Annotated in this window: 23 protein-coding genes; 15 read left to right on the top strand and 8 right to left on the bottom strand. The window is 60.3% G+C overall.

Translation table 11 applies throughout. The features are described 5' to 3' along the window. The first annotated feature begins 3 nt into the window (after nucleotides 1–3). The 8 genes from hflC to B9Z37_RS12285 all read left to right on the top strand — a co-directional run bounded on the left by hflC (nucleotide 4) and on the right by B9Z37_RS12285 (nucleotide 6,763). Nucleotides 4–903, top strand: a complete 900-nt coding sequence (gene hflC, locus B9Z37_RS12250; RefSeq protein ID WP_108313293.1) for a protease modulator HflC — start codon at nucleotides 4–6, stop codon at nucleotides 901–903. 3 nt (nucleotides 904–906) lie between these two features. After that, complete coding sequence (locus B9Z37_RS12255; RefSeq protein ID WP_108313294.1) at nucleotides 907–1,092, top strand: DUF2065 domain-containing protein; 186 nt, start codon at nucleotides 907–909, stop codon at nucleotides 1,090–1,092. Nucleotides 1,093–1,158: 66 nt separating this feature from the next. Then, nucleotides 1,159–2,319: an ATP phosphoribosyltransferase regulatory subunit gene (locus B9Z37_RS12260; RefSeq protein ID WP_108313295.1), complete on the top strand. Its 1,161-nt coding sequence runs from the start codon at nucleotides 1,159–1,161 to the stop codon at nucleotides 2,317–2,319. A 17-nt stretch (nucleotides 2,320–2,336) separates the two neighbouring features. Next, nucleotides 2,337–3,665 carry an adenylosuccinate synthase gene (locus B9Z37_RS12265; protein ID WP_108313296.1) on the top strand — a complete coding sequence of 443 codons (1,329 nt, stop codon included), beginning with the start codon at nucleotides 2,337–2,339 and terminating at the stop codon, nucleotides 3,663–3,665. A 58-nt stretch (nucleotides 3,666–3,723) separates the two neighbouring features. Then, a complete protein-coding gene (locus B9Z37_RS12270) occupies nucleotides 3,724–4,248 on the top strand; it encodes a phosphoribosyltransferase (protein WP_108313297.1) in 525 nt (174 codons plus the stop codon). A gap of 74 nt (nucleotides 4,249–4,322) precedes the next feature. Continuing rightward, on the top strand, nucleotides 4,323–5,570 hold the full coding sequence (locus tag B9Z37_RS12275; RefSeq protein WP_108313298.1) for a PLP-dependent transferase: 1,248 nt from the start codon (nucleotides 4,323–4,325) through the stop codon (nucleotides 5,568–5,570). Between the two features lie 106 nt (nucleotides 5,571–5,676). Then, the gene (locus B9Z37_RS12280) at nucleotides 5,677–6,552 is read left to right on the top strand and encodes a DUF2189 domain-containing protein (RefSeq protein WP_407067235.1); all 876 of its coding nucleotides are present in this window, start codon (nucleotides 5,677–5,679) and stop codon (nucleotides 6,550–6,552) included. Between the two features lie 10 nt (nucleotides 6,553–6,562). Continuing rightward, the gene (locus B9Z37_RS12285; protein WP_108313299.1) at nucleotides 6,563–6,763 is read left to right on the top strand and encodes a hypothetical protein; all 201 of its coding nucleotides are present in this window, start codon (nucleotides 6,563–6,565) and stop codon (nucleotides 6,761–6,763) included. A gap of 41 nt (nucleotides 6,764–6,804) precedes the next feature. Here the strand turns inward: B9Z37_RS12285 and mnmH are convergent, their stop codons facing one another. Continuing rightward, entirely contained in the window at nucleotides 6,805–7,878 is a 1,074-nt protein-coding gene (gene mnmH, locus B9Z37_RS12290; protein WP_108313300.1) for a tRNA 2-selenouridine(34) synthase MnmH, read from the bottom strand. Beyond that, a complete protein-coding gene (locus B9Z37_RS12295; RefSeq protein ID WP_108313344.1) occupies nucleotides 7,875–8,525 on the bottom strand; it encodes an arylesterase in 651 nt (216 codons plus the stop codon). Before B9Z37_RS12295 ends, mnmH begins: the two co-directional genes overlap by 4 nt. Here B9Z37_RS12295 and B9Z37_RS12300 point away from each other — a divergent pair. The 3 genes from B9Z37_RS12300 (at nucleotide 8,524) to B9Z37_RS12310 (ending at nucleotide 10,379) form a co-directional block, all read left to right on the top strand. Then, nucleotides 8,524–9,222 (top strand): ABC transporter ATP-binding protein, encoded by a 699-nt coding sequence (locus B9Z37_RS12300; protein ID WP_108313301.1) that lies wholly within the window; start codon nucleotides 8,524–8,526, stop codon nucleotides 9,220–9,222. The two genes, B9Z37_RS12295 and B9Z37_RS12300, sit on opposite strands and share 2 nt — an antisense overlap. 7 nt (nucleotides 9,223–9,229) lie before the next feature. Then, nucleotides 9,230–9,964 carry a 23S rRNA (guanosine(2251)-2'-O)-methyltransferase RlmB gene (gene rlmB, locus B9Z37_RS12305; protein WP_108313302.1) on the top strand — a complete coding sequence of 245 codons (735 nt, stop codon included), beginning with the start codon at nucleotides 9,230–9,232 and terminating at the stop codon, nucleotides 9,962–9,964. Nucleotides 9,965–10,028: 64 nt separating this feature from the next. Next, nucleotides 10,029–10,379: a hypothetical protein gene (locus tag B9Z37_RS12310; RefSeq protein ID WP_108313303.1), complete on the top strand. Its 351-nt coding sequence runs from the start codon at nucleotides 10,029–10,031 to the stop codon at nucleotides 10,377–10,379. A gap of 20 nt (nucleotides 10,380–10,399) precedes the next feature. Here the strand turns inward: B9Z37_RS12310 and B9Z37_RS12315 are convergent, their stop codons facing one another. From B9Z37_RS12315 to B9Z37_RS12325, 3 genes are read right to left on the bottom strand one after another with little or no spacing between them, the layout of a single operon-like run. Next, complete coding sequence (locus tag B9Z37_RS12315; RefSeq protein ID WP_108313304.1) at nucleotides 10,400–11,002, bottom strand: chromate transporter; 603 nt, start codon at nucleotides 11,000–11,002, stop codon at nucleotides 10,400–10,402. Continuing rightward, nucleotides 10,999–11,604 (bottom strand): chromate transporter, encoded by a 606-nt coding sequence (locus B9Z37_RS12320; protein WP_108313305.1) that lies wholly within the window; start codon nucleotides 11,602–11,604, stop codon nucleotides 10,999–11,001. Before B9Z37_RS12320 ends, B9Z37_RS12315 begins: the two co-directional genes overlap by 4 nt. A gap of 13 nt (nucleotides 11,605–11,617) precedes the next feature. Then, complete coding sequence (locus B9Z37_RS12325) at nucleotides 11,618–12,217, bottom strand: IMPACT family protein (protein WP_108313306.1); 600 nt, start codon at nucleotides 12,215–12,217, stop codon at nucleotides 11,618–11,620. A 150-nt stretch (nucleotides 12,218–12,367) separates the two neighbouring features. Between B9Z37_RS12325 and B9Z37_RS12330 the strand changes: the two genes are divergently transcribed. Next, nucleotides 12,368–14,908, top strand: coding sequence for a YgiQ family radical SAM protein (locus B9Z37_RS12330; RefSeq protein ID WP_108313307.1), 2,541 nt, complete (start codon nucleotides 12,368–12,370; stop codon nucleotides 14,906–14,908). A gap of 125 nt (nucleotides 14,909–15,033) precedes the next feature. On the opposite strand, the gene B9Z37_RS14520 is transcribed toward B9Z37_RS12330, so the two are convergent. After that, on the bottom strand, nucleotides 15,034–15,252 hold the full coding sequence (locus B9Z37_RS14520; protein ID WP_167394369.1) for a hypothetical protein: 219 nt from the start codon (nucleotides 15,250–15,252) through the stop codon (nucleotides 15,034–15,036). Here B9Z37_RS14520 and B9Z37_RS12335 point away from each other — a divergent pair. Together B9Z37_RS12335 and rhuM are read left to right on the top strand one after the other, a co-directional pair. Further along, a complete protein-coding gene (locus B9Z37_RS12335; protein ID WP_108313345.1) occupies nucleotides 15,158–15,505 on the top strand; it encodes a TA system antitoxin ParD family protein in 348 nt (115 codons plus the stop codon). The two genes, B9Z37_RS14520 and B9Z37_RS12335, sit on opposite strands and share 95 nt — an antisense overlap. A 54-nt stretch (nucleotides 15,506–15,559) precedes the next feature. Next, on the top strand, nucleotides 15,560–16,273 hold the full coding sequence (rhuM, locus tag B9Z37_RS12340) for a RhuM family protein (protein WP_108313308.1): 714 nt from the start codon (nucleotides 15,560–15,562) through the stop codon (nucleotides 16,271–16,273). Between the two features lie 51 nt (nucleotides 16,274–16,324). Here rhuM and B9Z37_RS12345 read toward each other — a convergent pair whose 3' ends face one another. Next, nucleotides 16,325–18,973 carry a [protein-PII] uridylyltransferase gene (locus B9Z37_RS12345; RefSeq protein WP_108313309.1) on the bottom strand — a complete coding sequence of 883 codons (2,649 nt, stop codon included), beginning with the start codon at nucleotides 18,971–18,973 and terminating at the stop codon, nucleotides 16,325–16,327. 1 nt (nucleotide 18,974) lies between these two features. Next, complete coding sequence (gene map, locus B9Z37_RS12350) at nucleotides 18,975–19,790, bottom strand: type I methionyl aminopeptidase (RefSeq protein ID WP_108313310.1); 816 nt, start codon at nucleotides 19,788–19,790, stop codon at nucleotides 18,975–18,977. 134 nt (nucleotides 19,791–19,924) lie between these two features. Between map and B9Z37_RS12355 the strand changes: the two genes are divergently transcribed. Further along, on the top strand, nucleotides 19,925–20,238 hold a 314-nt coding region (locus tag B9Z37_RS12355; protein ID WP_146179735.1), incomplete at its 3' end, for a hypothetical protein.

The raw sequence follows: 20,238 nt of genomic DNA on the forward strand, positions 1-20,238 counted from the left end.
AAAATGAATCGCATTGGATTGTGGATTTCAACTTTGCTGGTGGCCTTTGTGCTGTTCAGCTCTACCGTTTTTGTGGTGGACCAACGCCAATTCGGCGTGGTCTACGCTTTGGGGCAAATCAAGGAAGTCATCACCGAGCCGGGTTTGCACTTCAAGCTGCCGCCGCCGCTGCAAAACGTCAATTACATCGACAAGCGTTTGTTGACCCTGGACAGCCCTGACAACGAACCCATGCTGACGGCTGAGAAGCAGCGCGTGGTCATCGACTGGTATGTGCGCTGGCGCATTGCCGATCCACAGGCCTACATCCGCAACGTGGGTCTGGACGAAAAAGCCGGTACCAGTCAGCTCAACCGGGTGGTGCGCAACGCGTTCCAGGAAGAAATCAACAAGCGCACGGTCAAAGAGCTTTTGTCCCTCAAGCGTGAAGAGCTGATGGACGACGTGAAAGCGGCTGTTCTTGTCGTGGTCAAGGGTGCCAAGCCTTGGGGCGTGGATGTGGTGGATGTGCGCATCACCCGTGCCGACTACGTGGACACCATCACCGAGTCGGTTTACCGCCGCATGGAGGCCGAGCGCAAGCGTGTGGCCAACGAGTTGCGTTCGACCGGTGGTGCCGAGGGCGAAAAAATCCGCGCTGACGCAGACCGCCAGCGTGAAGTGACCGTGGCCAATGCGTACCGTGAAGCCCAAAAAATCAAAGGGCAGGGCGATGCGCAAGCGGCACGTCTGTATGCCGAGTCCTTTGGCCGCGACCCCCAGTTCGCGCAGTTCTACCGCAGTCTGGAAGCCTACAAATCCAGTTTTGCCAGCAAAAGCGACGTGATGGTGCTCGATCCGGGCAGCTCCGAGTTTTTCAAGGGCATGCGCGGCTCTGCGGGCAACACGCCTGCCCGAAAGTAAGCTTTGCTCGAAACCCTCTTGCTGGCGGTGGGCCTGATGCTCATCCTGGAGGGGCTGATGCCCATGATCGCGCCATCCCGGTGGCGCAGTCTGTTTGAGCAGCTTTTGAAACTCGAAGAAGGGCAAATCCGCTTCTTCGGCATGTTCATGGTCATTGCGGGATTGCTGTTGTTCTGGCTTGTTTCCTGAACTCAATCCCGGAAACAGGCTTGCAAGCCGGTAAAATCTCGTTTTTAACAGTCCCCCTCCATTCACATGTCTGCTTGGGTCCTTCCGGATCACATTGCCGATGTCTTGCCTTCAGAGGCACGCCACATCGAAGAACTCCGTCGCGAACTGCTTGATACCGCCCGTGGCTATGGCTACGAGTTGGTCATGCCGCCGCTGCTGGAGCATTTGGAGTCCCTGCTCACCGGTACGGGCGAAGCGCTGGATTTGCAGACCTTCAAACTGGTGGACCAGCTTTCTGGCCGCACTTTGGGTTTGCGTGCCGACACCACGCCTCAGGTGGCCCGGATCGATGCACATTTGCTGGGCCGTATTGGACTGACGCGTCTTTGTTACTGTGGCCCTGTTCTGCACACCCGTCCTGCACGCCCGCATGCCACCCGCGAACCCTTGCAGCTGGGCGCTGAAATCTACGGTCATGCCGGGCCCGAGGCCGATTTGGAGATCCTTCAGTTGACGCTGGATTGCCTGCGTGCTGCCCGTGTGGGCGACTTGCAGGTGGATTTGGCCGATGCCCGTATTGTCAACAGCCTTTTGCTGGCCGAAGATATTTCCGAGACATTGCGCCATGACATCCACGCGGCATTGGCCACCAAGGACGGCAGCGCCATCGATCGCTTGACGGCCGATTTCGCTCCTGCTCACCGTGATGGTTTGCGCGCCCTGGTCAATTTGTATGGCGATGCCACTGTTCTGGACAAGGCGCTCGAGTGCCTGCCACAGACGCCAGTGATCACCGAAGCCCTGAGCCAGTTGCGTTGGTTGGCGTCCCAGATTTCGGGTGCGGCCATCAGTTTTGACCTGGGTGATTCGCGCGGTTACGCCTATTACAGCGGCATGCGCTTTGCCATTTATGCCAAAGGCGCATCCGATGCGCTGGCCCGCGGCGGTCGTTATGACGGTGTCGGCGCTGTGTTTGGTCACCGCATTGACCGGGATCGCCCCGCTGTGGGCTTCAGTCTCGATTTGAAAGAATTGGTGTCGGCCGTGACACCTTTGGCGCTGCGTGCAGCGATCCGGGCACCTTGGGGCAACTCGGCCAGCTTGCGCTCGGCCATTGCCGCCTTGCGCAGCCAGGGTGAAACCGTGGTGTGTGTTTTGCCTGGGCACGAAAGCGAAGTTGACGAATTCCATTGCGACCGCGAACTGATTGAAGCGGCAGGGCAGTGGTTGGTACAGGCTCTTTGAGAAAGAACATTTCAAGCATGAACATGAAGCAAGGCCGTAACGTGGTCGTCGTGGGCACCCAATGGGGCGACGAGGGCAAAGGCAAACTGGTCGACTGGTTGACCGAAAGCGCCCAAGGCGTGGTCCGTTTTCAAGGCGGCCACAACGCAGGCCACACCTTGGTGATCAACGGCGTCAAAACCGCTTTGCACCTGATTCCCAGCGGCATCATGCGCGCAGGCGTCAAGTGCTACATCGGTAACGGTGTGGTTTTGTCGGTGCCCAAGCTGCTCGAAGAAATTGCCGGTCTTGAAAAAGCCGGGGTCGAGGTGCGTTCACGCTTGCGCGTGAGCGAGGCCTGCCCGCTTATCTTGCCTTACCACGTCGCATTGGATGTGGGCCGTGAAGCCGCCAAGGAAAAAGCCGGAACGGCCAAGATTGGCACCACCGGTCGTGGCATTGGTCCCGCCTACGAAGACAAAGTGGCCCGCCGTGCCTTGCGCGTGCAAGACCTGAAATACCCCGAGCGTTTTGCCAACAAGCTGCGCGAAAACCTGGCTTTGCACAACGAAATTCTGGTCAATATCCTGGGCGCTGCGCCTGTCGATTTTGACGCGACCTACAACGAAGCCATGGCTTATGCCAAAGAGCTGCTGCCCATGGTGGCCGATGTGTCGCGCGAGCTCAACGATGCGCACAAGGCCGGTGCCAATTTGCTGTTTGAAGGCGCGCAAGGCACCTTGCTGGATGTGGACCACGGCACTTACCCGTTTGTGACGTCGAGCAACTGCGTGGCGGGCAATGCCGCTGCCGGTTCGGGCGTGGGCCCCGGCATGCTGCATTACATCCTGGGCATCACCAAGGCTTACTGCACCCGTGTAGGCGGCGGTCCATTCCCCACCGAACTCGACTGGGAAACCCCCGGTACACCCGGTTACCACATGTCGACTGTGGGCGCTGAAAAAGGCGTGACGACTGGCCGTTCACGCCGCTGTGGCTGGTTCGATGCAGCCTTGCTCAAGCGCAGTGCGCAGGTCAACGGCCTGTCGGGCTTGTGCATCACCAAATTGGATGTGCTGGACGGCCTCAAAGAGTTGCTGCTGTGCACCGGCTACGAGCTGGATGGCGAAACCATCGACATCCTGCCCATGGGCGCAGACGAAATCGCCCGCTGCAAGCCCATTTACGAAGTGATTCCCGGCTGGACCGAAACCACTGTCGGCGTGACCGAAATGGACAAACTGCCTGCAACCGCTCGTCGCTATTTGGAACGCATCGCCGAAGTCACGGGTGTGCCCGTGCATGTGGTGTCCACCAGCCCTGACCGCGACCACACCATCTTGTTGCACAACCCCTTTGGCGCCTGAGCGCCGGGTTTGGCAAACAGACACTGATTTCAACCCCTGATTTTTTTGGAGTTATCCCATGTTGACCGAAGACGGCAAGCACCTGTACGTGAGTTACGACGAGTACCACAACCTCATTGAAAAACTCGCCATCAAGATTCACCAGTCGGGCTGGGAGTTTGACAACATCCTGTGCCTGGCCCGCGGCGGCATGCGCCCTGGCGACATCTTGTCGCGCATTTTTGACAAGCCACTGGCCATCATGTCCACCAGTTCTTACCGTGCTGAAGCTGGGACGGTCCAGGGTCACCTCGACATCGCCCGTTACATCACCACACCCAAAGGCGAGATCGCTGGCAAAGTGCTGTTGGTCGACGACTTGGCGGATACCGGCCACACTTTGCGTGCAGTGGTTGATCAACTCAAGAACAACTACCAGCCTGTGACGGAGTTGCGCACTGCCGTGATCTGGACCAAGGGCGTGTCGACCTTCAAGCCTGATTACTCGGTGGATGACTTGCCTACCAATCCTTGGATTCACCAGCCTTTCGAACCGTATGACAACATGCGCCCCGAGAAGTTGATCGAAAAGTGGAGTGTCTGAGGGGCGCTTTAAAACACCTCTTTTTGAGCTGCAAACGGCCTCCTTCGGGAGGTCGTTTGCATTAGGATGCTGGCATGAGCAAAACACACCGAGACATCACCAGCCTGATCCACCACCCCTACACGCCACCTATCGGCTTTGAAGCTCCGCAACAAGGGGTTTTCAAAGCGTCGACGGTGTACTTTCCGACCGTGGCCGACATGCGCCAGCGTGAATGGAAAGACAAATCGGCTTACACCTACGGCTTGCACGGCACACCCACGACCTACACGCTTGAAGAGCGTTTGTGCACCCTTGAAGGCGGGGCCCAGTGCGTGCTGGTGCCCAGTGGCTTGGCGGCCTTGGCGACGGTGGCCTTGGCCTTGCTCAAGAGTGGCGATGAATTGCTGTTGCCAGACAATGCCTATGGCCCCAACAAGGCGCTGGCTGAAGGTGAGTTGCGCCATTACGGCATCACACACCAGGTGTACGACCCGATGGACCCCGAAGATCTGGCCCGCAAAATCGGCCCGCGCACACGTTTGGTGTGGCTGGAGGCCCCTGGATCGGTCAGCATGGAGTTTCCGGATCTGCCTGAGATGGTGCGCCGTTGCCAAGCCCAAGGTGTTTTGTGCGCACTGGACAACACCTGGGGTGCTGGTTTGGCCTTCAAGCCTTTTGATTTGCTGGGCGATGCAGCAGGCGCTGGCCAGCGTGGCAGCCTGGCCGTGGACATCAGCGCCCATGCGCTCACCAAATACCCCAGCGGCGGTGGCGATGTGCTGATGGGCAGCATCATCACGCAGGACCCGGCCCTGCATTTGAAAATCAAACTCTGCCACATGCGTTTGGGTTTGGGCGTGGCGGCCAACGATGCCGAAACGGTGCTGCGCTCCTTGCCCAGCATCGATTTGCGTTACAAGGCACACGACCAGACCGCACGCGCCTTGGCCGCCTGGTGGCAGGCTCAGCCGCAATGCGCGCAGTTACTTCACCCGGCTTTCGATGGTTCACCGGGCCATGCGCACTGGCAGGCGGTGTGTGAACGCACGCCCGGCACTGGCTTGGCGGCGGGTTTGTTCAGCGTGATGATCGATCCACGCTACAGCCAGACGCAGGTGGACGCGTTTTGCGACAACCTGAAACTCTTCAAGATTGGCTACAGCTGGGGTGGCCCGGTCAGCCTGGTCGTGCCTTATGAGCTGGGCTCGATGCGCCAGGGCTGGCCTGCGCACTTGAAGCGCGGCACGCTGGTGCGTTTTTCGACAGGCTTGGAGTCTGCCGAAGACCTGATGCATGACCTGATTCAAGCCACGCAAGCCCATTTGCCGTGGATCAGCTGAAAACAGCCTCGATACCGGTTCTTTGTGGACCGGATTGGTATTTTCCTGACTGTTCAGGGGGCAACGGCGGGGGTAATCTGGGCATTTCACCGAAGACCTGATTGCCATGACCGCTGACGCCAAGTCCATTGCCCCAGCCGCAACCGAAAGCGCTGATTTGCCCACCATGGCCGCACCGTATGTGCCACCGGCTCCCGAAGGCCCGCAATCGCGCATGCGGCCTTTGGGTTTTTCGGACCCCTTCCGATGGCTGTTGCGGGGCTGGCAAGACCTGACGCGTCACCCCGGTATTGCCCTGTTTTATGGCCTGTGCTTTTGGTTCATGGCGCAAGTGTTGGCCCTGGTGTTCAAGCACAAGCCCGAATACACCTTGTCGTTGGTGTCGGGTTGTCTGCTGGTGGGACCATTTTTGGCCATGGGTCTGTACGAAGTCAGCCGCAAAAGAGCGCGGAGCGAAGTGCCCGACATGGCCACCTCGCTGATGTGCTGGGACCAACACATCCGCAGCATGGCCATGTTGATTCTGGTGCTCATGGTGCTGGAGTTGCTGTGGGGCAGGGCTTCGCTGGTGGTGTTTGCGGTGTTCTTCAACACCGGCATGCCTTCGACCACAGGCGTGATCGAAGCCGTGTTCAATCCGCAAAACATCGAATTTCTGCTGGTCTACCTCGGGGTTGGTGGCGTCTTTGCCGCGTTGGTCTATGGGCTGTCCGTGGTGTCCATTCCCATGATTTTGGACCGCGACACCGATGCGATATCGGCTGTGCTCACCAGCATGCGGGTGGTTTTTTCCCATCCCGGTGTGATGCTCTTGTGGGGCTTGTTGCTCAGCGTTCTGGTGCTGGCCGCCTTGCGGCCATGGGCCTTGGGCATCATTGTGGTGGGGCCTTGGTTGGGCCATGCCAGCTGGCACGCTTACCGTGGCAGCGTCGAGTGGGAAGAAACCGTGTCGGAAGCTGTTACATTGGGCAGCTCAAATTAAAGGAGCCATCTTGGCCACACCCAACTACGGATTCGAAAAGCGCCAGAAAGAATTGGCCAAGAAACGCAAAAAAGAAGACAAGCTCAAAGCCAAGTCCGACCGCAAATCAGGCCTCTTGCCCGAAGACGGGTCCGACCCGGATGTTGCCGACGATGCCGACAGCGCTGTTGCCGCGCCCGATGCGGCTGATGCGCAAATGCCTCCCGTCTAACCCCCCCCGTCTAACGTCTGCTGCGACCGCTCACCGAAAGCTCATAGACCGCTTTCAGGCGAGCCCTCCACCAGTGCCCGAGCCAGTGCCAGCATGTCCACCATGCTGTGGCTGGCAGGCGTGATCAAGGGGGCTTTGGCGTAATGCACAAAGTTATTGCCCGTCGAGGTTTCGTAACCCGGGTCGTAATGGCCTGACAGCAACTCGGTCACCACCTCGCGCATTTCTCCCCGTTCGATTCTTTCTTGCCAGCCTTGCACCACGGCTTTGCCGCGCAAGGCCGTCAATCGCTCTAGCCGGTCGGCAAACAGGGCGCGGTCTTGCGTGAAAAACGCATAGTCTTCCAGCAGCAGATTCACCCGGTTGTCCAGCGACAAGTCCACGCGCAGACAAGGGCTGGCCCGCATGGCCACCATCAGTTCGGCAGGCACCGTCAGGTTGCCCACTTTTTTGCTTTCGGCTTCCACAAACACCGGGCGGTCAGCGCTGAAACCGCGCAACGCATCCCACACTTGCGTGTCAAAGGCTTTTTGGGTGGGTTGCGGCGTGCCCGGAATCAAGCCCAGCACCGAGCTGCGGTGGCAGGCAATGGCTTCCAGGTCCAGCACTTGGGCACCTTCTTGGGCCAGCGCTTGCAGCAAGCGGGTTTTGCCCGAGCCAGTCGGGCCGCACAGCACCTGAAACTGCAAGCGCTGCGCTTGGCGTGGCGTATCTTCCATAACTTCTTTGCGAAACGCCTTGTAGCCGCCTTCGATCAGGTGCACCTTGAAGCCGATCTGCCCCAGGATCAGCGCCAGCGAGTTGCTGCGCTTGCCCCCACGCCAGCAATACACCAGCGGTTGCCAGTTGCGGGGCTTGTCCATCACCTGGGTTTCGATGTGGCGGGCGATGTTTTTGGCCACCAGCGCCGCGCCCACTTTTTGGGCTTCAAAAGGGTTGACTTGCTTGTACAGCGTGCCCACGCGGATGCGTTCTTCGTTGTTGAGCGAGGGCCAGCTGAGGGCCCCCGGCAGGTGGTCTTCGGCGTGTTCGCCTTCAGAACGCGCGTCCAGGATGGCGTCAAACTGGTTGAGTTTGGCCATGGCATCAAAGGCCGAGATCAGGTGAAGGCTCATTTCAGTTGTTTCTTCAAAGTGGGCCAGACATTGGCCAGCATGCGCGGTTGCGCGGCTTCGTTGGGGTGGATGCGGTCGGCCTGGAACCATTTGAGGGGCTCCGGGTCATCGCCAATGCCTTTCAAAAAGAAAGGCACCAGCGCCGCTTTTTGGCTTTTGGCCACCTGCGCATAGGCCGCTTCAAACTGGCGGGCCATGTCGGGGCCGTAATTGGGGGGCATTTGCATGCCGAGTAGCGTGACCTGAGCACCTGTCGCCTGGGCTTGGCGTGTCATGGTTTGCAAGTTGTCTTGGGTCATGGCCATGGGCAGGCCGCGCAAGGCGTCGTTGCCACCCAACTCGATCACCACATGGCTGGGCTGGTGCTTTTGCAGCAGGGCGGGCAAGCGTGAGCGGCCACCCGAGGTGGTGTCGCCGCTGATGCTGGCGTTGATCACCTCCACGCCGGGTTTTTGCTGGCTCAGTTGCTTTTGCAGCAAGGCCACCCAACCCGTGCCACGGGCCAGGCCGTATTCGGCGCTCAGTGAATCGCCCACCACCAAAATGCGCTGAGGCGTAGCCGCATGCGCGGGTGCCACAAAGCCCCAGCCGGCAAGGGCCAGCAGGGTCCAGTTAAAGTGACGTCGTCTTAACAAAGGTTTGTGCATGCCTGAATCCATCATTGCCGTGCGTGGCGTCTCAAAAAGTGTGCAAGATGCCAGTGGGCAACTGGACATTTTGCGCGACATTGATTTCTCTTTGAACGCGGGCGAGACAGCCTCTATTGTCGGTGCTTCCGGCTCGGGCAAAAGCACCTTGCTGGCCATTTTGGCGGGCCTCGACACGCCCAGCGCCGGGCAAGTGGTTTTGGCTGGGCAATCGCTGTTTGATTTGTCCGAGGACGAACGTGCGGCGGTGCGTGCACAGCATGTGGGTTTTGTGTTCCAGAGCTTTCAGCTCATGCCCAACCTCACCGCTTTGGAAAACGTCATGCTGCCGCTGGAATTGGCCGACCGCCCAGACGCCCGCAGCACCGCCACGGCCATGCTGCAGCGCGTGGGCTTGGGCGAACGGCTCAAGCACCTGCCCAAAGTGCTGTCTGGGGGGGAGCAGCAGCGTGTGGCCTTGGCCCGCGCTTTTGTGGTGCAACCTGACTTGCTGTTGGCCGACGAGCCCACGGGCAGCCTGGACCACGCCACGGGCGAGGCCATCATGGATTTGATGTTCGCGCTCAACCGCGAGCAGGGCACAACCTTGGTGTTGGTCACGCATGACCGGCAGTTGGCCGCCCGCTGCGAACGCAGTCTGGTGATTCAGGCGGGGCGGCTGTCTGAGGCGTCGGGCGCATCGGCAGACCAACGATAATCACCGGATGTCATCCCATAAAGTGCTGTTCGGCTTTCATGCCGTGGGCGTTCGCCTCAAGATCGCCCCCCAATCCGTTGTTGAAATCCATTACGAGGTCACGCGCCGCGATGCCCGCATGCGGCAGTTCATCGATAAAGCCCGTGATTCGGGCATGCGCCTGATCGAATCCGATGGCGAGCGCCTCGCCAAGCTGGCTGGTGGCCATGGCCACCAGGGTGTGGTGGCCATGGTCGCGCCGATTCCTCAAAACCATTCGCTGGACGACCTGCTGGACACCGTTGAAGGCCCGCCATTGCTCTTGGTGCTGGATGGCGTGACCGACCCGCACAACCTGGGCGCTTGCCTGCGTGTGGCCGACGGTGCGGGCGCACATGCGGTCATTGCCCCCAAAGACCATGCAGCCGGCATCAATGCCACGGTGGCCAAAGTGGCCAGCGGCGCGGCCGAAACCATGCCGTATTTCATGGTCACCAACCTGGCGCGGACATTGGGCGAGCTCAAGGAACGCAGCATCTGGGTGATCGGCACCAGCGGCGATGCGCCGCGCAGCATCTACCAAGCGGACCTGAAAGTGCCCACAGCCCTGGTTTTGGGTGCTGAGGGCGACGGCATGCGCCAGCTGACCCGCAAAAACTGCGATGAGTTGGTCAGCATCCCCATGCGCGGGGCGGTAGAGAGCCTGAACGTGTCGGTGGCCAGTGGCGTGTGCCTGTACGAGGCACTGCGCCAGCGCACCTGAATGGTCTGTAGGTCGGTGGCTTTAGCCCCGACATTTCCCCTGCAATCATCCAAGGGAGTTTTCAATGTTTAACAAAATCAAACACATCGCGCTGATCACCACCGTGGCAGCCGCCAGTTTGCTCAGCGCCTGCACCCAAGAGCAGCAAAACAAGATCAGCCGTGACATCCAGAACTGGACGGGCACCAATGGCGTGATGGAAGTCTATGCCGGCGACAAGGTGGTGCGTCGCTTTTTGAAGGTGGACAAGGTCAGCACGGCTTTGGGTACAGACGACAAGGCACCCCGTGCTTACCGCTATGGCTATGGCGTGCTCGATGAAAACCTGAACATGCAGGTCGATCCCGGCGAGAAAAAGGTGTATTTCGAGGTCAGCGACTATTCGAACACCGTGTTCTTCGAGAACCCCCGCTGAAGCACGACCTGGCGAACGCCTTAGACCCAGCCCAGAGCACCCAGCAGGGCACCCAGCCCAATCAGCCAGAGCATGTGCAGCTTGGTGCGCCAGACCACCAGCGTGGTCAGCGCCGTCAGCACATAAAGCGGCCAGTCGCGTGCAGGCTGGTTGTGGCTGACCGTCAAAAGCCAAGCCGTGGCCAGCAGCAGGGCGATCACGATGGGCGCCATGCCCGATTTGAATGCCCGAATGCCGATTTTTTCGCGATGCTTGTGCGCCCAGCGCGTGGCCGTGTAAGTCAAGATGGAAGAGGGCAGCATGATGCCCAGCATGGTGACCGCCACGCCCAAGCTGGCCAACGCCACACTTGTCCAGCCGCCACCCAAACCGGCTCCGGCGTTCAGCCCCACGTTCCAGCCCATCAAGGCGACAAACAAAATATTGGGTCCTGGCGCGGCTTGTGCCAGCGCGATGGACGAGGTGAACTGCGCATCGCTCAGCCAATGCGTTTCGTCCACCAGATAGCGGTGCATGTCGGGCGCGGTCGTGATGGCGCCGCCCACGGCCAACAGCGACAACGAAGCAAAATGGTTGAACAGGCTCAGCCATTCCTGGGCCGACAGGTGCAGCACCGGGTTCATGGGGCTTCTCCGTCACGGGTGGCTTGCCGGGCCAGTTGCAGGTAAGCCCAGCCACACGCCACAAGGCCTGTGCCCAGCAACACATAAGCCAAGGGCCAGCGCAGCAAGCCCACGCCCACGAAGCTGGCTGTTGCCAGCGCGATGCAGACGGGCATGCCCATCAGGTTGTTGCGCAAGGCACCGATCAATTTCAGGCCCACGGCCGCAATCAGCCCGGCCGACACCGCGCCCATGCCGCGCAAAGCACCTTGTGCCCAGAAGGCATCCGACACCCCGCCAAATGCCACAGCCAGCAGCAAAACAACCACCAGCGGTGCGGCCAGCATGCCCGCCAGCCCCGCCAATGCACCGGGTAAACCAAAGTAGCGGCCGCCAATCATCAGCGACAGATTGACCACATTGGGCCCCGGCATGATCTGGGCCACGGCCCAGTCTTCGACAAACTGCTCGCGGGTCATCCAGCGTTTTTTCTCCACCAGCTCCCGCTGCACCACGGCCAAGACCCCACCAAAGCCTTGCAAGGCCAGAAGGGTAAAGGACACGAACAGATCGGTCTTGGAGCGCGGTTGGTTCAGCGGAGCGGTTTCGGGCATGGGCGGCATTATCCTTGGGGTTTTATGTTGCCCGCTCGGTGTCCAGCCACACCAACTGACCGCGACCGCTTTCGCTCAGGCGTTCGACCAAGGCAGCGGCTTGGGTTTCGGGCAGCGCAAAGCGCAAGCTCACCAAGCTGCCGTGCGTTACCTCTTGCAGCTGTGCTTGCGCAAGCTCTACCTCCCGGCGCACCAAGCCTTCAAGTGCGTAGGGCACGCTGCAGGCCAGCAGGGTCTGCTTGATCAGCGCCACCTTTTCGGCGCTCAGCAGGGCTTGTGCCACCGCATCGGTGTAGGCCCTCACCAAGCCACCTGCACCCAGCTTGACGCCACCAAAATAACGCACCACCGAGGCCATCACCCCCTCGAGTTCTTGGTGCCTCAGCACCTCCAGCATGGGGCGGCCTGCGGTGCCACTGGGCTCGCCATCGTCGTTGGCTGCCGACTGGCCACCGGCCAGCAGCGCCCAGCAGACATGCGCGGCGTCGGGGTGCTCCGCCTTGAGCTGGGCCACCCGGGCCTGCGCTTGCTCGCGCCCGGCCACGGTCTCGACGCAAGCGATGAAACGGCTTTTCTTGATGACCAGTTCGTGGTGGGCGGGCGTGGCGATGGAAAAAGGCATGCGGGGATTGTCAGGCAAGCTGCCTTGGCCTGATTCGGGATATGCACACGCGGGTCTGGAGCGCCCCGGACACGCCCGGTTGAATACCCGCAGGATGTTCAAGCTCACCCCCAAGCGCCTACACTAGCGGGTTATCCCGATACCGAGCCCATGAACGCCTTCACCGACGTCTCTTTCTTCCCGCGCGACGCCAAACCGCTGACCAGTTACCGCAAGTACTGGGCGCAGCGCTTTGGCACGGCCCCGTTTTTGCCGATGAGCCGTGAGGAAATGACCCAACTGGGCTGGGACAGCTGCGACATCGTGCTGGTCACGGGCGACGCCTATGTGGACCACCCCAGCTTTGGCATGGCCGTGATTGGCCGAATGCTGGAAAACCAGGGTTTTCGTGTCGGCATCATCGCCCAGCCCGACTGGACCAGCGCCGACGCCTTCAAGGCCCTGGGCAAACCCAACCTGTTTTGGGGCGTGACCAGCGGCAACATGGACTCCATGATCAACCGCTACACGGCGGACCGCAAAATCCGCAGCGACGACGCCTACACCCCGGGCGACGTCGGCGGCAAACGGCCTGACCGCGCCGCCATCGTCTACAGCCAGCGATGCCGCGAGGCATTCCCCGACACACCCATCGTGCTCGGCGGCATCGAAGGCAGCTTGCGCCGCATCGCGCATTACGACTACTGGTCTGACAAGGTGCGCCGCTCGGTGGTGGTGGACAGCAAGTGCGATTTGCTGCTCTATGGCAACGCCGAACGGGCGATTGTTGAGATCGCGCATCGCCTGGCCGCCCGCGAGCCGGTGCAGCAGATCACCGATGTGCGCGGCACCGCCTTTGTACGCCGTGAAACCCCCGAAGGCTGGTTCGAGATCGATTCCACCAGCGTGGACACCCCCGGCCATGTGGAAGCGCACATCAACCCGTATTTGATGATTTCGGACCAGGCGCGGGAGCAGGGCGCCACTTGCGCCCGTGAGGAAGAGGCCAAGGACGTGGCGGATGCGCAAAACGCCACCCGCTCTGGGGTAAACACTTCAAATTTGGAACGTCATGCCGGGCTTGACCCGGCATCCACAAACCGTCATGCCGGGCTTGACCCGGCATCCACAAACCGTCATGCCGGGCTTGACCCGGCATCCATGGATTCCCGCGTTCGCGGGAATGACGCATCGGCCGTCGAAGCTGATTTGACCGCCGCCGTGGCCCAGGCCCGCACCGTGCAAGCCGCTATTCAGCCCATTATTCAGCCGCTCACCTTTGTGCCCAACCCGGCCCTGCGTGGCAAAGGCACGCACAAAGTGCCGCCCCGCGACAAGAGCGTGATCCGCCTGCCCAGCTACGAACAGGTCAAGCAAGACGCCGTGCTCTATGCCCACGCCAACCGCGTGCTGCACCTGGAGACCAACCCCGGCAACGCCCGCTGCCTGGTGCAAGCGCACGGCGAAGGCCACACCGCGCGTGACGTGTGGATCACACCGCCGCCTATCCCGCTGACCACGGCCGAGATGGACCATGTGTTTGACCTGCCGTATGCCCGCAGCCCGCACCCGCGTTATGCCGACGAAAACGGCAGTCACGACCACGCGACCAAAATCCCCGCGTGGGAAATGATCCGCTTCAGCGTGAACATCATGCGCGGCTGTTTTGGCGGCTGCACTTTTTGCTCCATCACCGAGCACGAAGGCCGCATCATCCAGAGTCGGTCCGAAGAATCGATCATCCGCGAGGTGGAAGACATCCGTGACAAAGTCAAAGGCTTTACGGGCGTCATCTCTGACCTGGGTGGCCCCACGGCCAACATGTACCGCCTGGGCTGCAAGAGCCCCGAGATCGAATCGGCCTGCCGCAAACCCAGCTGCGTGTTCCCCGGCATCTGCCAGAACCTGACCACCGACCACGGCCCGCTGATCAACATGTACCGCCGGGCGCGCAACCTCAAGGGCATCAAGAAAATTTTGATCGGCTCCGGTCTGCGTTACGACTTGGCCGTGCAGTCGCCCGAGTATGTGAAAGAACTGGTGCAGCACCATGTGGGTGGCTACCTGAAGATCGCGCCCGAGCACACCGAGGGCGGCCCGCTGTCCAAGATGATGAAGCCGGGCATTGGCACCTACGACCGTTTCAAGTCGATGTTCGACAAGTACAGCGAAGAAGTGGGCAAAAAGCAGTTCCTCATCCCGTACTTCATCGCCGCCCACCCGGGCACCAGCGACGAAGACATGATGAACTTGGCCATCTGGCTCAAGAAGAACGGTTTCAGGGCCGACCAGGTGCAGACCTTCTACCCCAGCCCCATGGCCACGGCCACGGCCATGTACCACTCCACCCGCAACCCGTTGCGCAAAATCACCCGCGACAGCGAAAAAGTGGACGTGGTCAAAGGCGACAAACGCCGCCGCCTGCACAAAGCGTTTTTGCGCTACCACGACTCGACCAACTGGCCGCTGCTGCGCGAAGCGCTCAAGGCCATGGGCAGGGCGGATTTGATTGGCAACGGCAAACACCATTTGATTCCGAATTGGCAGCCTTTGGCCGAAGAGGGCTACCAAAGCGCCCGTCGCAAAAACAGCACGGGGGCGGGTGCGAAGTCGTCGGTCTCGCTGTCTACCGCACCCAAGCGCCTGGGCCAACCCAAAAAAGGCCAGTTGCTCACGCAGCACACGGGGCTGCCGCCGCGTAAAAAGGGTTGACTTGCAAGTTCCCTTGATTCGAGGCTGAATGTTCCGGGGTTTTGAGTGGGTGATCAATTTGCCTATTTTTTAGGCTCTCTCTGCCAGTCCAGCAACCATGCGCCTTGGCGCAGTTGTCCTCGGGCTTATCCACAGGCTTGGGCACGGTGGGTGTGGATGCTTCTTTTCACGGTCTCCGCCATGGTTTTTTGAGCGATGCAAGGCCGTTTTGGCTTTTTATGGCGCAAAATGCGCCAAAAGGAGAGCCTCATGACTGCATCGTCGTCTTCGTCCTCATCTTCGTTCTCATCCGTCAAGCTGTCTTCAAATTTGGTCAGACAGGCCCGTGAGGCGGCATCCAGCATGCGCCGTTCTGTGGCCGGGCAGATCGAGTATTGGGCAACTTTGGGTCGCATTGCCGAGGCTTCGGGCTTGACGGTCTCTGAGGCGCGCGAGGCCATCGCGCTCTACGATGTCCGCCAGGCCGCCCCTGCGGATGCGGACCCGCTGGACGCTCTGGAAGCAGACTTTTTGGCCGCCGAAAGCTCGGGCCGTCTGGCCCAGGCCGTGCGCCAGACCGTGCAGAGCAACCGCCGTCAGGTGGTGAAGGCCGCCTGAGGTGCGTTCAAGTGCAACCCCTTCAGTCGACGCACATGGTGCAAGGAGCCTTTGATGAGCGAGTTTTTGATTTATCAGACCGAGGGGGGCAAAACCCAAATCTCGGTGGTGCTGGAAAACGAAACCCTTTGGCTTTCGCAAAAGCAGCTGACCGAGCTGTTTGGCAAGGCCAAGGGCACGATCAGCGAGCACATCAAGCACATCTTTGAGGATGGGGAGCTGACGCCTGCCGCAACTGTTCGGTTATTCCGAACAGTTCAAACCGAAGGCAGCCGCACGGTGGAGCGCGATGTAGAGCATTACAACCTCGACATGGTGCTGGCCCTGGGCTACCGGGTGCGCAGCCAAGCGGGTGTGCGTTTCAGGCAGTGGGCCAGTGCGCAACTCAAAGAGTTCATCGTCAAGGGCTTTTTGCTAGACGATGAACGCCTGAAAAACCCCGGCCAAGGGCGCGACTATTTCGACGAGCTGACCCGCCGCCTGCAAGACATTCGGACCAGCGAGCGCCGTTTTTACCAAAAGATCACCGACATTTACGCCACCAGCGTGGACTATGACGCCAGCGCTGAGCTGACACAGGCCTTTTTTGCGACGGTGCAAAACAAGGTGCATTTCGCCATTCATGGCCACACGGCGGCCGAGCTGGTCAAGCTGCGGGCCGACAGCGCCAAGCCCCACATGGGCATGCACGCTTTGAGTCGGACTTTGACCGCATGGTCGAGTTGTTGCCCGCACCGAAGGACAAGCCAGCATGAGTCTTCACTTTGAATCAGAACCGCCGGTAGCTGAAAGCATCGGCCTCTGTAATGGCTGTCGGGTTTAGCCCGCCTGCAACGCCTTCAACAACTCCGTCTCGATCTCGATCTGCGCCTTGTTTTGTTGCAGTTCGGCACCGCTGATCAAAAAGGTGTCTTCCACCCGTTCACCCAAGGTGCTGATTTTGGCCAGTTGGAGGTGAATGCCGTGTTGCGCCAGCACGGTGGCGATGCTGTAGAGAAGGCCGATGCGGTCGCTGGCTGAAATGCTGAGCAACCAACTTTGGGCTTTGTCGTCGGGCTTCAGGCTCACGCGTGGGGTGACCGGGAAGCTCTTGACCCGCCGCGACACACGTCCGCGGGTGGGGGCGGGCAGGGGACCTTGTTTTTCCAGGGTTTGGGTCAGCCCGGACTCGACCATGCTGAGCAACTCACGGTAGTGCTCGGGCAGCATGGGGGTGACGATCTGGAAGGTGTCCAGCGCCCAGCCTGTGCGGGTGGTGTGGATGCGTGCGTCCTGGATGCTGAAGCCCGATTGGTCAAAGTGGCCGCAAATGCGGGCAAACAAATCGGGCTGGTCGGGCGTGAACACCAGCACCTGCAGGCCTTCGCCCACGGGTGAGATGCGTGCACGCACGATGGGTTTGGCAGGGCCCTCAGCGGGCTTGGCCACATGGCGAGACAGTTGGCGAGCATGCCAGGCAATGTCAGACGCGTCGTGGCGCATGAAGTAACCCACATCCAGCGTGTCCCACAAGGCTTTTTGGCCTTCATGGGGTTCGCTGTGGCGGGCCAACTCGATCAGCGCTTCGCGCTTGCGGGCTTCCACTTCGGCGTTGGCGTCTGGTGCACGGCCACCCAACACGCGAAGGGTGGATTTGTACAGGTCTTCCAGCAGCTTGCCTTTCCAGGCGTTCCACACTTTGGGGCTGGTGCCGCGAATGTCGGCCACCGTGAGCAAATAGAGTGCTGTCAGTCGCCTCTCGTTGCCCACACGCTGAGCAAAGCGGCCAATGACTTCCGGGTCGCTCAGGTCTTCTTTTTGGGCCACATGGCTCATGGTCAGGTGCTCGCCCACCAAAAACTCGATCAACTGGGCGTCTTCTTTGTCCAGTTTGTGTTGGCGTGCAAAGGTGCGCACTTCGGCGATGCCGAGTTTGGAGTGGTCGCCTCCACGCCCTTTGGCGATGTCGTGAAACAAAGCCGCCGTGTACAAAATCCAGGGCTTGTCCCAGCCACCCGCCAATTGCGAGCAAAACGGGTACTCGTGGGTGTGTTCGGCCATGAAAAAGCGCCGCGCATTGCGCAGCACCATCAGGATGTGCTGGTCCACCGTATAGGCGTGAAACAGATCGTGCTGCATTTGGCCCACGATGCGCCGGAACACCCACAGGTAGCGCCCCAGCACCGAGGTTTCGTTCATCAGGCGCATGGCGTGCGTGATGCCTTGGGGCTGCTGCAGGATTTGCAAAAACGTCTGTTGGTTGACCGGATCGGCGCGAAAGCGCCCGTTCATGATGGCCCGCACGTTGTACAGCGCACGCAGGGTTCTGGCCGAAAAGCCTTTCACGCCAGGCGTGGCCTGGTACAGCAAAAAGGTCTCGAGGATGGCGTGGGGGTGCTTTTGGTACAGGTCGTCGCTGGCCACCTCGATCAGGCCCGCTTTTTCAAAGAAGCGCTCGTTCAGGGGCCGGAAATCGTTGACCGACTCACCCCGATCGGCTTTGAGCCGGTCTTCGATGTTGAGCAACAAAATCTGGTTGAGCTGCGTCACCGCTTTGGCCGCCCAATAGTATTGGCGCATCAGCTTTTCACTGGCGCGCAGGGCGAGCCGCCCCTCTGGCGTCACATCAGAGCTGTAGCCAAACGATTCGGCCACATTGGTTTGCAAGTCAAACACCAGCCGGTCTTCGCGCCGCTTGGCTTGCAGATGCAGGCGTGCACGGATGAGCCCCAGCAGGGCTTCGTTGCGCTTGATCTGTCTGGCCTCCAGAGGCGTGGCCAGACCTTTGCGCGCCAGTTCGTCCCAGCTGTGGCCGAGATTGGCCGCACGGGCGACCCACAAAATCACCTGCAAGTCGCGCATGCCGCCCGGTGATTCTTTGCAGTTTGGCTCCAGGGCGTAAGGCGTGTCTTCAAATTTGGTGTGGCGCTGGCGCATTTCCAGTGTTTTGGCCACCCAAAAAGCCTGCGGGTCCATGGCCGCTTGGTATTGCTTTTGAAACTCGGTGAACAAGCGGGTGTTGCCTGTCACGCGCCGCGACTCCAGCAAAGAGGTTTGCACCGTGATGTCTTTGGCCGATTCGGCCAGGCATTCGCTCAGGGTGCGGACGCTGGAGCCGATCTCCAGTCCCGTGTCCCAGCAGCTGCCAATGAAGCGTTCCAGCTGGCCTTGCAGCTCGGGTGAGTCTTCTGGAGACAGCCCATCGGGCAAGAGCACCAGCACGTCCACATCGGAATACGGAAACAGCTCGGCGCGGCCGAACCCCCCCACGGCCACCAGAGACAGCTCAGGCGCAAAGCCTGCGTTTTGCCACAGTTGAATCAGCAGCCCATCGGCCAGGATGGACAGTTGCCGCAGCGTTTGCTTCAAACCCCGTGCGACCGCACCGCTGTTGGCCAGGGTGTTCAACACCGTGGCTTTGTCGTGCTTGTACGTTTCGCGCAGCAGCGCCAGATCGGTCAGATCTGCTGATGGGGCCTGAGCGTTCATCTCAGGCGGCTGTTTTGGGGGTGATGAATGTGGGGATCGGAGGGCTGCCGGCCGACAAGGTCAGCACCTCGTAGCCGGTTTCGGTCACCACCACCGTGTGCTCCCACTGGGCCGAGAGTGAATGGTCTTTGGTCACGATGGTCCAGCCGTCACCCATTTCCTTGATGTCGCGTTTGCCTGCGTTGATCATCGGCTCGATGGTGAAGATCATGCCGGGCACCAGTTCCACCAGGGTGCCGGGCTTGCCGTAATGAAGCACTTGCGGTTCTTCGTGAAAGCCGCGCCCAATGCCGTGGCCACAAAATTCGCGCACCACCGAAAAGCCGTGGCCTTCGGCAAACTTTTGAATGGCGTGACCGATGTCGCCCAGATGGGCTCCGGGCTTGACTTGCTCAATGCCTTTCCACATGGCGTCATAGGTCAATGTAGCCAGACGCTTGGCGGCAATGGATGCATCGCCCACATGGAACATGCGGCTGGTGTCGCCATGCCAGCCATTTTTGATGGTGGTGATGTCAATGTTGAGCGAGTCGCCTTTTTTGAGCGGTTTATCGTTCGGAATGCCGTGGCAGACCTGGTGGTTGATCGAGGTGCAGATGGACTTGGGGTAGGGCTTGTAGCCGCCCGGGGCGTAGTTCAGCGGGGCCGGAATGCAGTCTTGCACATCGACCATGTAGTCGTGGCAGAGCTTGTCGATTTCATTGGTGGTGATGCCCGGCTTGATGAAGGGCTCGATGTAATCCAGAACTTCGGCGGCCAGGCGGCAGGCCAAGCGCATGCCTTCGATGTCTTCGGCGGTTTTGAGGGTGATGGTCATGGGGTGAGATTATCCCAGAGGGTTTCAGATCGGCCAGAAATCAGGGTTTCCCCGGCTAAAATACCGCCTTTGCCGACCAGCCCCAGTCAGCGGCCCCGGCGCTACGGTTTTCCGTCTCTTTACAAGGCCACCCCGTGTCCCTGCACATCACGACTTTCGAAGGCGCCAGCGCCCTCAGCGACTTTCGCATTGCCCAGCTTTTGCCACGTCTGGCGGCCATTTCGCCGCAAATTCAGGGCATTTCTGCCCGTTTTGTGCATTTGGTGGCCACGGTCGCCCCTTTGGCCGATGCCCAAAAACAAACCCTGTCGGCGCTGCTGACTTACGGTGAACCCTATGCAGGCCCGGTGGATGGCCCCGTGATCGTGGTCAGCCCCCGTTTGGGCACGGTGTCGCCTTGGGCGTCCAAAGCCACCGACATCGCCCACAACTGCGGTTTTGAGGTGCG

Source organism: Limnohabitans parvus II-B4, assembly GCF_003063455.1.
GTDB classification, from domain to species: Bacteria; Pseudomonadota; Gammaproteobacteria; order Burkholderiales; family Burkholderiaceae_C; genus Limnohabitans_A; species Limnohabitans_A parvus.